Genomic DNA, 15,063 nt, shown 5'->3' with positions numbered 1-15,063 from the left:
GCGTCAGCGGAAGAAGATCTGGATGATCCCGACCAGCACGCCGCACAGCGTCCACAAGCCGACCAGCCGCTTGTCGCCGAAGAACGCGAACCGATCACGCGCCGGCGGTGGCTCGGCCGGTCGGCCCGCTGCGGACGAGGTGGCCGGCCAGGGCGGGTTGACCGCGAACGGGCTCACCTGCGGGCCCGGACGGCCTGGCGCCGCCCTCGTCGACTGACCGGCGCGGGACGCTCTCTCGACGGCGTGACCAACGGCCAGGCCGGCGCCGAGGACCGCGCAGCTGACGATCAGCACCCAGGAGACGTGCGATATCGGCTTGCAGGTGTTCAACGACGACAGGTTGCCGGGGTCGACGTCGCCGACGCAGATCTTGATGAAGCGGTAGAGGAACCTGTCGTACACGAGATTCCAGACAGTTCCCCAGAACGCGAAACCCGCAGCCACGGTCGTGGCGTACTTCAAGACCAGCTCTCTGGTCGTCGGCAGCGGAGTGCTCATCACGGGAGAGTCCCAGAGGCTCATCCGCACATCGCCGCATCCGTCGCGGAGTCATCCATCTGGCGCACCATCGGCGACGTACACGGCACCGCCACCGACGTCGCCCGCGGGGGGAGCGGACGGCCGGTGGCGGTGCCGTGATCGACAACCCGTTCGGCGCGGGCTAGGCCTCAGGCGGCTCCATGGCGCCGGTCATGATCGCCACGGCGTCCGACATGGACACCGACTTCGGGTCCACCACCGCCTTGCGCCGCCCGAGCCGCTGGATGTGGATGCGGTCGGCCACCTCGAACACGTGCGGCATGTTGTGGCTGATCAGGATCACCGGCAACCCGCGGTCGCGGACCTGCAGGATCAGGTCCAGCACCGCGCGCGACTCCCGCACACCCAGCGCGGCGGTCGGCTCGTCCATGATCACAACCCGGCTGCCGAACGCCGCCGCCCGCGCCACCGCCACGGCCTGGCGCTGGCCGCCGGACAGCGTCTCCACCGCCTGGCCGGGGTTCTGGATCGTCATGATCCCCAGCGCGTCGAGCTGGCGGCGAGCCTCCTCGCGCATGCCCTGACGGTCGAGCATCCGGAACACCGAACCCAGCACACCAGCACGGCGTTTTTCGCGGCCCAGGAACAGGTTCGCCGCGATGTCCAGTGACGGCGACACCGCCAGCGACTGGTGCACCGTCTCGATGCCGGCCCGCCGCGCGTCGATCGGCGTCGAGAACGACACCGGGTCGCCGTCGACGAAGATCTCGCCCTCGTCCGGGATCACCGCCCCGGACAGGGCCTTGATCAGCGACGACTTGCCCGCGCCGTTGTCGCCGATCACCGCGAGGATCTCGCCGGGCAGCAGCTCCAGGTCCGAGCCCGCCAGCGCGGTCACCTTGCCGTATCGCTTGACCAGGCCACGGGCCTGCAGCACCGGCGTGGTCATGCCTTCACCTTCCTGATCCACTGGTCCAGCGACACCGCGACGATGATCAGCACACCCACGGCCATCGTCTGCCACAGCACGTCGACACCCGCCAGCGCCAGACCGTTGCGGAACACACCGACGATCAACGCGCCGATGAGCGAGCCCACCACCGCGCCGCGGCCGCCGAACAGCGACGTCCCGCCGATCACCACCGCGGTGATCGAGTCCAGGTTGTCGGTCTGACCCGCCTGCGGCGACGCCGAGGCGATCCGGCCGATCAGCGTCCACGCGGCCACCGCGTAGATCAGGCCCGCCGTCGCGTACACCGACAGCAGCACCCGCGCCGTGCGGATGCCCGACAGGCGCGAGGCCTCCAGGTCGTCACCCGTGGAGTAGACGTGCCGGCCCCACGCGGTGTTCTTGAGCACGAACGCCATCGCCGCCACCAGCAGCACCAGCATGATCGAGCCGTAGGTGATGCGGGTGCCGCCGACGGTGAACGTCTGCCCGGTCCACAACAGCAGCGACGGCATGTCCGTGCCGCGGATCGTGGCACTGCCGGAGTACCAGAGGTTCAGCGCGAAGAACACGTTCAGCGTGCCCAGCGTGACGATGAACGGCGGCAGCTTCAGCCGCGTCACCAGCAGTCCGTTGAGCAGCCCGCACACCGTGCCGACCAGAAACCCCAGCAGCAGCGCCGGCAACCCCGGCAGCCCGGTCTCCGCCGCCACCTTGGCCATCACGATCGACGTCAGCACCATGATCGCGCCGCACGACAGGTCGATGCCCGCGGTCAGGATCACGATGGTCTGCCCCACCGCGAGCGTGCCCACCACCGCGACCTGCTGCAGGATCAGCGAGATGTTGCCCGGCGTCAGGAACCGATCCGACAGCAACGCGAACACGATCACCGACGCCAGCAGCACCACCGCCGGTCCGATCGTGGCCTGCGCGTGCAACAGGTGCTGCACGCGCGTGAGCAGCGAGCGGTCCCGTTCCTCCACCACGACTGTCATCGATCAGCCCCAGCAGTTCTGCAGGCCGAACGCCGAGTCCTTCGACTCCACCCCGTCGGCCGGCTGGTCGGTGATCAACGTGACGCCCGTGTCGGTGTTCTGCGGCTTGGAGCCGTCCTTGGCGAACTTCGCGACCGCTTCCACGCCCAGCTGCGCCATCTTCAGCGGGTACTGCTGCGAGGTCGCCCCGATCACCCCGGCCTTGACGTTGTTCACGCCGGGACAGCCGCCGTCGACCGAGACGATCACGACGTCCTTCTCCTTGCCCACGGCCTTCAACGCCTCGTACGCGCCGGCCGCCGCGGGCTCGTTGATCGTGTAGACCAGGTTGACGCCGGGGTCGCGCTGCAGCAGGTTCTCCATCGCCGTGCGGCCACCCGCGGGGTCGCCGTTGGTCACGTCGTGGCCCACGATCCGCGGGTCGGACTCGTCACCGATCTTGTTCTTGTCCTTCACGTCGACGCCGAAGCCCTCCAGGAAACCCTGGTCGCGCTGCACGTCCACGGACACCTGGTTCGGGTTGAGGTCCAGCAGCGCGATCTTGGCCTGCTTGCCGTCCTTGGCGAACTTCGCCTTCGCCCACTGCCCGATCAGCAACCCGGCCTTGTAGTTGTCGGTCGCGAACGTCGCGTCCGCCGCGCTCGCCGGCTCCAGCTGCGTGTCCAGCGCGATCACCAGCAGCCCCGCCGCCCGCGCCTTGTCCACCGACGGCACGATCGCCTTCGAGTCGCTCGGCGTGATCAGGATGCCCTTCGCGCCCGAGGCGATCAGGTTCTCGATCGCGTCGACCTGCGACTGGTTGTCGCCGTCCTGCTTGCCCGCGAACGACTGCACCGTCGCCCCCGCCGAGGACGCCGCCTGCTGCGCGCCTTCCTTCATCTTCACGAAGAACGGGTTGGTGTCGGTCTTGGTGACCAGGCCGACCAGCGTGGCGCCACCACCCGACGAACCGCCGTTGCCACAAGCCGCCGCGGCCAGCGTCAGCAACGCCGCCGCCGTCAGCCCGAACGCTCTGCGCGACATGACTCCTCCTACGTCAACGTTGACGCAACCGGCCGCGTGGAGCGAGAGGTGATGAAACGGGCCCGGCTACGCGAGTACTCAAACCAAGTGGTGCAGAAGCCCCTGGTCGTACCGGCCCGTTCGAGCCGGGTGTGGAGAAACCGGGGATTCCATTACGTCATCGTTGACGCTAGCTTTCCAGGAGAAGACGCGACAAGCGGGCGTTACGCAAGCGTTACCGAGGTGGGTGGACATGGATCAAGCAGGCGAAAGACGCGAACCCACGATGCGCGACGTCGCGGCGCTGGCGAAGGTCAGCACCAAGACCGTCTCCCGTGTCATCAACGGACTGCCCGGAGCAGGCCAGGAGGTCGTCGACCGCGTCCGCGCCGCCGCCCGCACCCTGGGCTACCGCCCGAACCTCACCGCCAGCAGCCTGCGCCGCTCCGACCGCCGCAGCGCCACCATCGGCGTGCTGTTCGAGGACCTGTCCAACCCGTTCGACTCCGCCCTGCTGCGCGCCGTCGAGGACCGCGCCCGCCAAGGCGGCGTCCTCGTCCTCGCCGGCAGCAGCGAGGACGACCGCACCCTGCAGGGCGAACTGCTCGTCTCCCTGGCCGCCCGCCGCGTCGACGGCGTCGTGGTCATGGCCGCCGGCGGGCACCAGGACGCCCTGCAACAGGAACGCGAACGCGGCACCCCCATGGTGCTCGTCGACCGGCCACCCACCTTCGGCAGCACCGACTGCGTCACCACCACCAACCGCGACAGCTCCCGCGAAGCCGTCCTGCAACTCGCCGCGCTCGGCCACCGCGACATCGCCTTCCTCGGCGACCGCCGCACCCTGTGGACCAGCCAGGAGCGCTACACCGGCTACCTCGAAGGCCTCGCCCAGGCAGGCCTCACCCTGCGCGAGGAACTCGTGCGCACCGACCTGCACGGCGCCGACCTCGCCGAAACGGCCACGAACACGCTGCTCGACCTCGACCGGCCACCCACGGCCCTGTTCACCGCGCAGAACCTCGTGACCGTCGGCTCCATGCGCGTGCTGCGCGCCCGCGGCCTGCAACGCCGGATCGCGCTCATCGGCTTCGACGACTTCCCGCTCGCCGACATGCTCGAACCCGGCATCACCGTCGTGCGCCAGGACGTCCCCGGCATCGGCCGCAAAGCCGCCGAGCTCATCTTCGCCCGCATCGACGGCGACACCTCACCACCCGTGCACGCCGTCGTCCCTGCCGCGCTCGTGCGCCGCGGCTCCGGCGAGATCGCGCCGTCAGCGGACTGACAGCACCGCGTCGATCACCTGCGGACCCGAGCACAGCACCTCGTCGTTGTGGTCGGCGCCGGCGATCTCGACCAGCTTCGCCCGCGCCGCCGTCGCCACCTCACGGCTCTGCGCGGGCGGCACCACCGAGTCCGCGGTGCCCAGCACCACGACCGTCGGAACGTCCACAGCGGACACCCGTTCGAGCAGCGGGTACTTGTCCTGCAACAACATCTTCACCGGCAGCCACGGGTAGTGGTGCGACCCGACGGCCGCGAGCGAGGTGAACGGCGACCGCAGCACCAGCCCCACCGGCGCGCGATGCGTCGCCAGCTCCACGGCCACCGCCGCGCCCAGCGACTCGCCGAAGTAGATCACCGGGCCGTCGATCAGGTCCAGCGCCGCCCGCGCGTCGTACGTCAGCCCCTCCTCCGAGGGCTTGCCAGGGTTGCCGCCGTAGCCGCGGTAGTCGAATAGCAACACCGACAACCCGCGATCGGTGAGCTCGCGGGCGATCGACACGCGGCCCGACCGGTTGCCGCCGTTGCCGGGGAACACGATCACCGTCGCGGGCGCGTCCGGCACCTCGAAGTGCCAGCCGTCGAGCAGCAGGCCGTCCGCCGTCACCAGCCGCACGTCCCGCCCACCGGGCAGAACCTCCTCGGCGGACGGCAGCGGACCAGGGGAGGGGAAGTAGACCAGCTTGCGCTGAAAGGCGAAGACCACGGCGACGATGGTGACAACCACCGCCACCGCGATCAACACCGGCCTGCCCATCAGCCCATTTCAGCAGCGCTTGCCCGTCTTCGTCGACCAGCCGAAGCTCGGGACGCCGCGACACCTGTCCACAGCCGCAGGGCGAAATCACCAGAACGTGTGCACCACGCCGTGTGCCGAGGTAAAGCCGCCGCCGCATTCACTCACACAAACCCCACCAGCCCCATCTCGTAGTACGCGGGGACCTTTCGTACTACTGGAGCGGACGTAGGGCCCCCGCGTACCCGACGGCAGGCGGGGCGGGACTGGGGAGAGTGAAGGGTGCGGTGGGTGCCGACGGACGAAGGCTGCTTCGGAGGTTGGCCTAGGAGGCCGGGGCGAACGGCACCAGCACCACGGTGATGTTGTCGTGGCCGCCCGCCTCGAGGGCGACCTTCACGAACTCCTCCGGCCCGCACGGCAGCAACGGCTGCAGGTCCTCGGGCTGCGGCCGGTAGTTGTGCAGCCCGTCCGAGCACAGCAGGAACACCCCGGGCCCGGTCGGCTGCAGCGTCACGACCTGCGGCACCACCCGGCCGGCGTCCGCGCCGATCCACCGCGACAGCACGTGCGCGCGACGGTCCGTGCGCGCCTGCTCCTCGGTCAGCACGCCCTCGGCGACCAGCTGCGCCGCCCACGTGTCGTCGGTCGTGAGCTGCTTCGAGCCCTCGTCGGCCAGCCAGTACGCGCGCGAGTCACCGACCCAGCCGACCGTCACCGAGTTCCCCGTGACCAGCGTCGACACGAACGTGCACGACGGCGCCACACCCCGGCCGCCCGCCTCCATCGGCTCGTTCTCCACGAGCTGCTCGACCGCGAAGCACGACGCGGCGACGGCGTCGATCATCGCCTGCTCCGGGTCGGCGGTGTCGATCAGCGCGTTGAGCAGCACGTCCACCGCGGCGTCGGCGGCCGCCTGCGACGCCTGCTCGGCGCGTTCGGACGAGGCCACGCCGTCGCAGACCACGGCGGCGACACCCTTGCCCGCGACGTGCCCGAACGCCATCGAGTCCTCGTTGCGCGCCCGCCGCTTGCCCCGGTCCGACACACCGGACACCGCGCCCAGCGTGTACTCGACCCGGTCACGCGCCGATGGCTGGTGACGGCCGCACTGAGTGCAGTAGTCCTCGTCATCGATGTCGGGTGAGCCGCACAAGATGCACGAGGCCTGCGCGGGACCGGTCGGCCCGCCCAGCGGCGTGCGGCGGACCAGCAGGTTGCGTCCGCACGCCTCGCAGAACCGGTCCTCCGGCGCGACGGGCGCGAAGCACTCCGGGCACTTCAGGGTGTCCATCAAACCAACGTCCTAGGCCTTACCGCGTTCGCGCGGTCCACCAATGCGATCCGTTCCTCCGGCGTGGCCGCGAACCGGGCCAGCGTGCGGTAGCGCCGCTCGAGACCCAGCCGAAGCTCGTGTTCGGAGAGTGCACAGTCCAGCACCTTGCCCTCGGCGGCCTGATTGCGGGTCACGTAGTCGAACGCCGCCTCCAGCAGCTCCGCCGCCAGCTGCGTGTGCGAGTGAACGTCGATGTCCAAGGCGTGCAACCGTTCCCCGGCGGCCACGAGGTCCTCCGCGTCGCTGTGACCGAGCTGCGCGCGCACCGCCGCGATCTGCGCGGCCAGATGTTGTGAAGATGTGTCCGGAACGGACAGCAGCACCTCGACGGCCCGTGCCCGGTTCCCGCACGCGAGCAGCACTCGCGCCAGGCCGAACGCCGCCGACACGTACGCGTGGTCCGTTCGCCACACCAGCTCGTACCAGCCCGCCGCCGCCACCAGGTCGCCGACGGCCTCGAGACACACACCCAGCGCGAGCTTCGGCGCCGCCTCACCCGGCACCGCCGAGCACACCGCGTCGAAGAACCCCCGCGCGTCCTCGGGACGCTTGTCGGTCAGCGCGGCCAGGCCCCGGTACCAGTCGGGACGCCAGTCCTCGGGGTCCAGTTCGGACTCGTCGAACATCGACGGCGCCGTGAGCGCCTCCAGCTCACGCAGCGCCGCCTCGGTGTCCCCGGACTCGATCAGCACCCGCACCAGCCGAAACCGCACCTCCACGGTGTACTCCGGCGCCTTGCGCAGCCCCGCCGGGTCCGACGTCGTCGCCGTCGCCAGCCACGAGGCGGCCGCGTCCGAGGTGTTCACGCTCGGTGCCGGCAACGCCTGCGCCACCTCGGCCAGGTCCAGCGCGCCCTCCACGCCGAAGCGGCGGCGCTCCGGCGTGAACTGCCGTGACAGGCCGGGCCGCGGCACGCCGTCCTCGATCGCCAGCACCTCGCGCAGCACGCCCGTGAGCTGGTCGGCCATGTCCTCGGCCGAGGAGAACCGCAGCTCGGGGTTCGGGTTCGTGGCGCGCAGCAGCAGGCGGTGGAACGACTCGAAGCGGCCCAGCAGCGGTTGTTCGTCCACCGTCGGCAACCGGTCCTTGCAGCGGCCGCGGAAGTCGAACGGGAAGCTCATCACCGCCAGCGCGCGGCCGACGGTGTAGATGTCGGAGAACACCGACGGCCCGATCGTGCCGATCTCCGGCGCCTGGTAGCCGATCGTGCCGTAGATGGGGGAGTGGTGGTCGTCGATGCGCCGCACCGCGCCCAGGTCGATCAGCTTGAGCTGCTCCTCGGTGTGGATCATGTTGTCCGGCTTGAAGTCGCAGTACAGCAGCCCCACCCCGTGCAGGTAGCCGACCGCGGGCAGGATCTCCAGCACGTACGCGATGGCCTGCGCCAGCGGCAACGCCTCGTCGCCGCGGCCCTCCCGGCGCCGGTGCGTGATCATGTCCTTGATCGACTCGCCGCCGACGTACTCCATCACGATGTACTCGACGAGGTTCTCGGTCTTGCGGTCCGCGTGCCGGATGAAGTTGTGGATCTTCACGATGTTCGGGTGCTCGACCTCGGCCAGGAACCGGCGTTCGGCCAGCGCCGCCGCCATCGCGTCCGCGTCACCCGAGTCGAGCAGGCCCTTGAGCACCACCCACCGGTCGCTCACCGCGTGGTCCAGCGCCAGGTACAGCCACCCCAGGCCGCCGTGCGCGAGACACCCCAGCACCTCGTACTGGTCGTGCAGCACCTCGCCCGGTTCCAGCTTCGGCGTGAACGAGTACGCGTGCCCGCACTGCGGGCAGAACCCCTCCACCCGGCCCGGCTTGCCGTCGCCGCGCCGCCCGACCTTCTTGCCGCACTTCGAGCAGAACCGCTTGGCCTCCGGCACCTCCGGGTTCTCCAGCACAGCGGTCTTCGGATCCCGGTACGGCACCCGCGGCACCTCGACCAGCCCCGCGCCGAGCCGGCCGCGACTCATCGACCGCGCGCTGCCCCGGCGGGCCCGGCCCGAGCTCGAGCGCACGGCCTCCTGCGACACCGACCAGGGTGCGGTCCCCGGCGACGTCGCGGGCCCGGTCGCGGGCAGATCCAGGTCCTCGCTCATCTCGCGCGACCCCCTCCCTAGTCCCGATAACGAGCGACAGGCGGCGCTGGTGCCGGTCCGAGCGTGTTGAGCCACCGGGCGTAGATCGCCGCCCACGAACCGTCCCCGCGCATCCGCTCCAGCACGCCGTTGACGAACCGGACCAGGTCCTCCTGCCCCTTCGGCACACCCACGCCGTAGGGCTCCTCGGTGAACCGCGCCCCGACCACCTCGGTGTACGGGTCCTGCGCCGCCAGCCCCGCCAGGATCGTGTCGTCGGTGGAGATCGCGTCGGTCTGCCCCTGCTGCAGCATCACCAGGCAGTCCGTCCAGTTCGGCACGCTCACCGTCGTCTTCACCCGGTTGACGACGTTGCCCAGCGACGTGGACCCCGACGCCACGCACACCTTCTTGTCCTTGAGGCTGTCCACGCCGGTGATGCCGGAGTTGCGGCGGGCCAGCACCCGCTGGCCCGCCTGGTAGTAGACCGACGAGAAGTCGACGTCCTCGAGCCGTTCGCAGGTGATCGTCATCGTGCGCACCACGACGTCGACCTCGCCGCTCTTGAGCATCGGGATCCGCTCGGCCGAGGTGACGACCTTGAACTGCACCTTCTTCTCGTCACCGAAGATCGCCTTCGCGAGCTGCCGGACGACGTCGACGTCGAAGCCCTCGATCTCGCCGGTGAACGAGTTGCGGAACCCCATCAGGTACGAGTTCTGGTCCACCCCGGCGATCAACCGGCCGCGTTTGAAGATCCGTTCCATGTTCGAGCCCGCCGGCATCTGCCCCGCGGCCGGCAACGCGCCTGGTCGCAGGCTCGCTGTCGGGTCGCACGACGGCGCCGGGCCCGCCGAACTGCTCGGCGCGGCCGTCACGGTGCTGGCACCGGCGGGCTGGGGCGTGGGCGCGCCCCGCGGCACGACCTCGCTCGGCGCCGGACCCGCCGAACACGCTCCGAGCAGCATGACCGCCGCGAGTGTCAGTCGCCTCACCGGTACTCCTTGAGTCGCTGCCACAGGCCCATCGTCGACCCGACCGCGCTGATCACCGCCAGCACCAGCACCCCGACCACCGTGCCCGCGAGCGACGCCCGCGCCACCGCCACCTCGTCGCTGAAGTCCTGCCGCGCCTCGCCGATCGCCCGCACCAGATCCTGGTCCAGCGAGTCGAAGTACGGGTTGTTGATCAGCGCCACCGCGTCGTTGTACTGGCCCGCGTCGTCGGCCTCGCGGATGCGCTGGTGCACCTGCTGCCACTGCCGGAAGTGCCGCATCGCCTGGTCGACGGCCTCGGTGTCGTCCAGCCGTTTCGCCTGGTCCAGCTGCCCCTCCAGCCGTGCGGAGACCTCGACGAAGTTCTTCTCGTACGTCTGCCCCGCACCGCGCGCGACCAGCGTCAACGTCTCCTCGCCGCGGGCGGTCAGCGTCGCGATCCGCGCCTGCGCCAGCACGTCGACCTTCGCCGACGCCGTCCGCGAGTCCGCCACGTCGTTCATCACCAGCACCGACACCGTCGTCACCCACAACAGCGACAGCACCGCCGCCCCGGTCGCGACCAGCAGGCCGACGTTGAACAACCGGTTCGTCTTGCGGGTCAGATAACGCTGGGTGAGGTACAGCGCCACCACGAACAGCAGCGCGACCGACACCGAAGCCCACGGGAAGTCCGCCTCGTCCTGCGCCCGCGCCACCCGGTCCGTCTCCGCCCGGTACAGCTCCTGCGCCGCCGGCAGCAGCTGCGTGCGCATCAGCCCCGACGCCTCGCGCAGGTACGCCGCGCCCACCGGGAAACCCTGCCGGTTGTTCGACCGCGCCGTCTCGATCAGTCCCGTGTAGACCGGCAGCTGCGCGGCCAGCGTCGCGGTCAGGTCGGGGGAGGAGGCCGTCGCCACCGACAGCGCCGCCTGGGCCTGCGCGATGTCGGCCTCGTAGCGTTCGCGCAGCTGAGCCGGCTCCAGCCCGCCGGACAGGAACGCGCTCGCCGCCGTCGCGTCCGCGTCCTGCAAGGACCGGTAGACCTCCTGCGCCGCGTGCGAGAGGGGCTCCGACCGGGTCGCCAGGTCCTCCAGCGCCCGCTCCTGCCGGACCACGCTCCACGTCGTCAGCGCGCCGCTCGCGAGACTCGCCAGCACCAGTACCAGCACGATCAGGCTCAACCGCCCCGGTGTCGACCGCGCCAGACCGGTGACCCGGCGCACCAGCGCCTGCCGCGGCTGCGAGTCGATCACCACGAGCGGGCCTCCCGAACGGCGAACTTGATCGGCGTGGCGTAACTGTAGGCACCTGAAGCACACCGCGTGGGAATTAACGACGCATCCCGGAAGGTGTCACTCGCCTGTTACGCCTGACGCGACTCGATCAGCCGATTGACGCCGTCCAGGATCATCTCCAGCCCGAACTCGAACGAGTGCTCCGGGCTGAACGCGCTCTGGTGCGCCTCCCCGACCGCGCCGCCCACGCGTGCCGCCACCGGAAAGCGCGCCGGGTCGAACACCGTCATCAGGAACGGCGCCGCCGCGTCCCACCACTGCTGGTCGGTCAGCCCCGTCTCCTGCTCGGTCACCGCCGCCGCGGTCAGCCCCCGCGCCGAGTTCTGCACGTGGCCCAGCACGAGGTTGAGCACCGAGTCCATCTCCACGTCCGACAGCCCGACGTCCTCCAGCCCGCGCAGCTCGAAGTCGTACTTCGCCGCCACCTGCGGCCCCAGCACCGTGCGCGACGGTGCCACCTGCAGCAACCACGGATGCCGCCGGTACAGCGCCAGGTTCTCCCGCGCCACGTATGCCAGGTGCGCACGCCAGCCCTCGGCCGGCTCCCGCCCGGTCGCGGCCTGGACGGTGTCGACCATGACGTCGATCAGCTCGCCCTTGCCGGGCACGTAGGTGTAGAGCGACATCGTCCCCACGCCCAGCGACTCGGCGACGCGGCGCATCGACAACGCCTTCAGCCCGTCGGCGTCGGCCAGCGCGATGCCCGCCTGCACGATGCGGTCCACGCTCAGGTCCGGCTTGCCCTTGCGCGACACGCGCTCCTGGGTGCGCCACAGCAACGCCAGCGTCCGCGCCGGGTCACCGCTGCCCGTGTGTTCGATCACGAACGTGACCCTACCGTACCGTATGCTGTACGGTACAGAGTATGTTCGGGCAGCTGCGCGGAAAATCCCTGTTCGAAGCCTTACCTGACGCACTCGACGACGCCGGTTACTGGGGAGTGGCCACCGCCACCGCACTCAACTTGATCGCGCGCGGCCGGATCGTGCCGAGCGTGACGGAAGACGGCCACGACACCTGGCGGATCGGACCGCTCGACCACGCTGACGAAGTGCACCTGCGGCAGCTCGCGGCCCACGGGGACTACGACGAGCTGCGGGCGTTCCTGGACGCGGTGGCGGACGTGCTGCCACGCGGTGAGGCGGACGGCCCCTTCGCCGCCGCCGAACCCCACCACGTCCCGGAGCTGAAGCCGTGGGCAGACGAGCAGATCAAGCTCTCGCTGCGCGTCGAAACGACCGATGACCTGCGGTTCCGCGCGATCGTCCAGGTCCGCGGCATCACCGATCCGCACCCGCGGGACGTGCGCGGCTCCGGCCGTGAGCTCGCCGCGATCCGCGCCATCGGCCGTGCCACCTGGCCGCCGTTGCAGCGGCTGCTCGACCAGGCCGACCTCACCGACTCCGAAGTCGCCGAGCTGCTCGACACCGACATCGAGGTCCACTGGCCGCGCAACCTCAGCACCGGCCTGCGGGCGAAGGCCGTCATCGGCGAACCCAGCGGCCAGTTCAAAGCCGACGACCTCCTCACGTTCAACTGGCAGCTGGCGCTCGGTGACGCACCGCTGACCGACACCGAGATGGACCTCATCGCCGAGGCCAGCCGACCCGTCGTGCGGCTGCGCGACCAGTGGGTGGTCGTCGGCCCCGAGCTGAAGAGGAAGGCCCGGCAGCAGCTCGCCCCGATCACCGCCGTCCAGGCCGTGACCGCGGCGCTCGCCGGGGTGGCGATCATCGACGGTGAACAGGTCGAGGTCGCTGCGCACAGCCTCACCACGGCCATCACCACAGTCCCCGAGTTCCCGGCGCCCGGCGCTCTGCAGGCGACCCTGCGCGACTACCAGTTGCACGGCCTGCGCTGGCTCGCTCACATGACCGGCCTCGGCCTGGGTGCCTGCCTCGCCGACGACATGGGCCTCGGCAAGACCATCACCCTCATCGCCCTGCACCTGCACCGCGACCACCCGGCCCCCACGCTGGTCGTCTGCCCCGCGTCACTGCTCGGCAACTGGGAACGCGAGATCCACCGCTTCGCCCCCGGCACGACGGTGACCCGCTACCACGGTCCACAACGGACCCTCGCCGCCACCGGCGTCGTGCTCACCACCTACGGCACCATGCGCCTCGACGCGGAGGCGTTGAAAGCGCACACGTGGGGCATGGTCGTCGCCGACGAGGCCCAGCACGTCAAGAACCCGCACTCCGGCACCGCCAAAGCACTCCGCTCGATCCCGGCGGCCGCCCGCGTCGCCCTGTCCGGCACCCCGGTGGAGAACTCGCTGTCCGAACTGTGGGCCGTCCTGGACTGGACGACACCGGGCCTGCTCGGCACGCACCGCGCGTTCCGCACCCGCTGGCCCGAACCCGACGACACCCTCGCCAAGGTCGTCAAACCGTTCCTGCTGCGCCGCCGCAAGTCCGACCCCGGCGTCGCCCCCGAACTCCCCCGGAAGACCGAGACCGAGCTGCCGGTCTCGCTCACCACCGAACAAGCCGCGCTCTACGAAGCGCTGACCAGGGAAACCCTCGACCAGATCGCCCGCTCCGACGGCATGGCCCGCCGAGGCTTGGTCCTGAAGCTGCTGACGGGGTTGAAACAGATCTGCAACCACCCGTCGCACTACCTCGGCCACTCCACGCTGCAGGGCACGTCCGGCAAGCTCGAACTCCTGGACGAACTGCTCGACACGATCGTCGCCGAGGACGGCTCGGTGCTCATCTTCACCCAGTACGTCGGCATGGCCAGGTTGCTGGAGGGCCACATCAAGCAACCCACCCGGTTCCTGCACGGCGGCACCCCCGTCCCGCAGCGCGAACAGATGGTCGACGACTTCCAGCACGGTCGCGCACCGGTCTTCCTGCTGTCGCTCAAAGCCGCCGGCACCGGCCTCAACCTCACCAGGGCCGACCACGTGATCCACTTCGACCGCTGGTGGAACCCCGCCGTCGAGGACCAGGCCACCGACCGCGCCTACCGCATCGGCCAGACCAGGCCCGTCCAGGTGCACAAACTCGTCACCGAGGGCACCGTCGAGGAACGCATCGCCGCGCTCCTGCAGGACAAACGCGACCTCGCCGACGCCGTCCTGCACGGGGGAGAGGCCGCGTTCACCGAACTCACCGACGCCGAACTCGCCGAACTCGTCCAACTCAGGAGCGCCTGATGACCTCCGCCCGCGGCTTCGCCGCGTTCCCCAAGATGAAACGCCGCGTCGCCACGACGTGGTGGGGCAAGGCGTGGGTGAAGGCGCTGGAGGACACCGCGCTCGACCTCGGCCTGATCCGCCTGGGCCGTCGCTACGCCCACGCCGGCGTCGTCGGCCCGATCACCGTCAGCCCCGGCCGCCTGCACGCCCAGGTCCACGACGACCACACCGTCCACAGCACCACGGTCCACGTGCCGGTGCTGACCGAAGTCCAATGGGGACGGTTCCTCGACCGCGTCGCCGACCAGGCCGGGCACATCGCCGCCTTGCTGGACAACGACATGCCCCGCGACCTCGTCGCCGCGGCGGAAGAGTCCGGTGTGGACCTGCTGCCCGGCATCGGCGACCTGGAACCTTCGTGCGACTGCGACGGCTGGGAACTGCCCTGCCGCCACGCCGCCGCGCTCGCGTTCCAGGTCGGCTGGCTGCTCGACGCCGACCCGTTCGTCCTGCTGCTGCTCAAGGGCAAACCGGAACACGAACTCCTCGACGCCCTGAAGCAGCGCGTCGCCGGACCCGTCGGCACCAGAACACCTGTGGTGGTTTCGACTGAACCCGCAGGTCAGCTGCCTGAACGTCCCGGGCTTCCGGCCACCACACCTGTGGTGCTGGCGGTCGAACCGCCGCCCGGATTCGATGCTGGGGAGCTCACCGCTCTGATGGAGATCGCCGCGAAGAGAGCACGCGCGCTGCTGCGTTCGGGCACTCTCGAAGGGTGATCACCGAGAAGCA

13 protein-coding genes are annotated in these 15,063 nt (G+C 70.3%); 3 read left to right on the top strand and 10 right to left on the bottom strand.

Going from position 1 to position 15,063, the window contains the following annotated elements; all coding sequences use genetic code 11:
- Window positions 1-3: 3 nt before the first annotated feature.
- The 4 genes from G7043_RS39455 to G7043_RS39440 form a co-directional block, all read right to left on the bottom strand.
- Entirely contained in the window at window positions 4-498 is a 495-nt protein-coding gene (locus tag G7043_RS39455; protein ID WP_166053804.1) for a hypothetical protein, read from the bottom strand.
- 163 nt (window positions 499-661) lie between these two features.
- Window positions 662-1,429: an ATP-binding cassette domain-containing protein gene (locus tag G7043_RS39450; RefSeq protein WP_166053803.1), complete on the bottom strand. Its 768-nt coding sequence runs from the start codon at window positions 1,427-1,429 to the stop codon at window positions 662-664.
- Complete coding sequence (locus G7043_RS39445) at window positions 1,426-2,427, bottom strand: ABC transporter permease (RefSeq protein WP_166053802.1); 1,002 nt, start codon at window positions 2,425-2,427, stop codon at window positions 1,426-1,428. Before G7043_RS39445 ends, G7043_RS39450 begins: the two co-directional genes overlap by 4 nt.
- Window positions 2,428-2,430: 3 nt before the next feature.
- A complete protein-coding gene (locus G7043_RS39440) occupies window positions 2,431-3,450 on the bottom strand; it encodes a sugar ABC transporter substrate-binding protein (protein WP_166053801.1) in 1,020 nt (339 codons plus the stop codon).
- Window positions 3,451-3,682: 232 nt separating this feature from the next.
- Here G7043_RS39440 and G7043_RS39435 point away from each other — a divergent pair, with 232 nt between their 5' ends.
- On the top strand, window positions 3,683-4,717 hold the full coding sequence (locus G7043_RS39435) for a LacI family DNA-binding transcriptional regulator (protein ID WP_166053800.1): 1,035 nt from the start codon (window positions 3,683-3,685) through the stop codon (window positions 4,715-4,717).
- Here the strand turns inward: G7043_RS39435 and G7043_RS39430 are convergent.
- The 6 genes from G7043_RS39430 to G7043_RS39405 all read right to left on the bottom strand — a co-directional run bounded on the left by G7043_RS39430 (window position 4,706) and on the right by G7043_RS39405 (window position 11,950).
- Window positions 4,706-5,473, bottom strand: a complete 768-nt coding sequence (locus G7043_RS39430; protein ID WP_166053799.1) for an alpha/beta hydrolase — start codon at window positions 5,471-5,473, stop codon at window positions 4,706-4,708. The two genes, G7043_RS39435 and G7043_RS39430, sit on opposite strands and share 12 nt — an antisense overlap.
- Window positions 5,474-5,777: 304 nt before the next feature.
- A complete protein-coding gene (locus tag G7043_RS39425; RefSeq protein ID WP_166053798.1) occupies window positions 5,778-6,746 on the bottom strand; it encodes a PP2C family serine/threonine-protein phosphatase in 969 nt (322 codons plus the stop codon).
- Window positions 6,746-8,875 (bottom strand): serine/threonine-protein kinase, encoded by a 2,130-nt coding sequence (locus G7043_RS39420; protein WP_166053797.1) that lies wholly within the window; start codon window positions 8,873-8,875, stop codon window positions 6,746-6,748. The genes G7043_RS39425 and G7043_RS39420 overlap by 1 nt, the downstream gene beginning before the upstream one ends.
- A gap of 17 nt (window positions 8,876-8,892) precedes the next feature.
- Complete coding sequence (locus G7043_RS39415) at window positions 8,893-9,849, bottom strand: glutamate ABC transporter substrate-binding protein (protein ID WP_313888301.1); 957 nt, start codon at window positions 9,847-9,849, stop codon at window positions 8,893-8,895.
- Window positions 9,846-11,087 carry a hypothetical protein gene (locus G7043_RS39410; RefSeq protein ID WP_313888300.1) on the bottom strand — a complete coding sequence of 414 codons (1,242 nt, stop codon included), beginning with the start codon at window positions 11,085-11,087 and terminating at the stop codon, window positions 9,846-9,848. The genes G7043_RS39415 and G7043_RS39410 overlap by 4 nt, the downstream gene beginning before the upstream one ends.
- A gap of 107 nt (window positions 11,088-11,194) precedes the next feature.
- Window positions 11,195-11,950: a TetR/AcrR family transcriptional regulator gene (locus tag G7043_RS39405; protein ID WP_313888299.1), complete on the bottom strand. Its 756-nt coding sequence runs from the start codon at window positions 11,948-11,950 to the stop codon at window positions 11,195-11,197.
- A 41-nt stretch (window positions 11,951-11,991) separates the two neighbouring features.
- Here G7043_RS39405 and G7043_RS39400 point away from each other — a divergent pair, with 41 nt between their 5' ends.
- Complete coding sequence (locus G7043_RS39400; RefSeq protein ID WP_166053796.1) at window positions 11,992-14,289, top strand: DEAD/DEAH box helicase; 2,298 nt, start codon at window positions 11,992-11,994, stop codon at window positions 14,287-14,289.
- Window positions 14,289-15,050, top strand: coding sequence for an SWIM zinc finger family protein (locus tag G7043_RS39395; protein ID WP_166053795.1), 762 nt, complete (start codon window positions 14,289-14,291; stop codon window positions 15,048-15,050). Before G7043_RS39400 ends, G7043_RS39395 begins: the two co-directional genes overlap by 1 nt.
- The last annotated feature ends 13 nt before the right edge of the window (window positions 15,051-15,063 follow it).

The sequence above is a fragment of the Lentzea alba genome, assembly GCF_011067745.1.
In the GTDB taxonomy this organism is placed as follows: domain Bacteria; phylum Actinomycetota; class Actinomycetes; order Mycobacteriales; family Pseudonocardiaceae; genus Lentzea; species Lentzea alba.
This window is presented reverse-complemented; position numbering and strand designations above follow the sequence as displayed.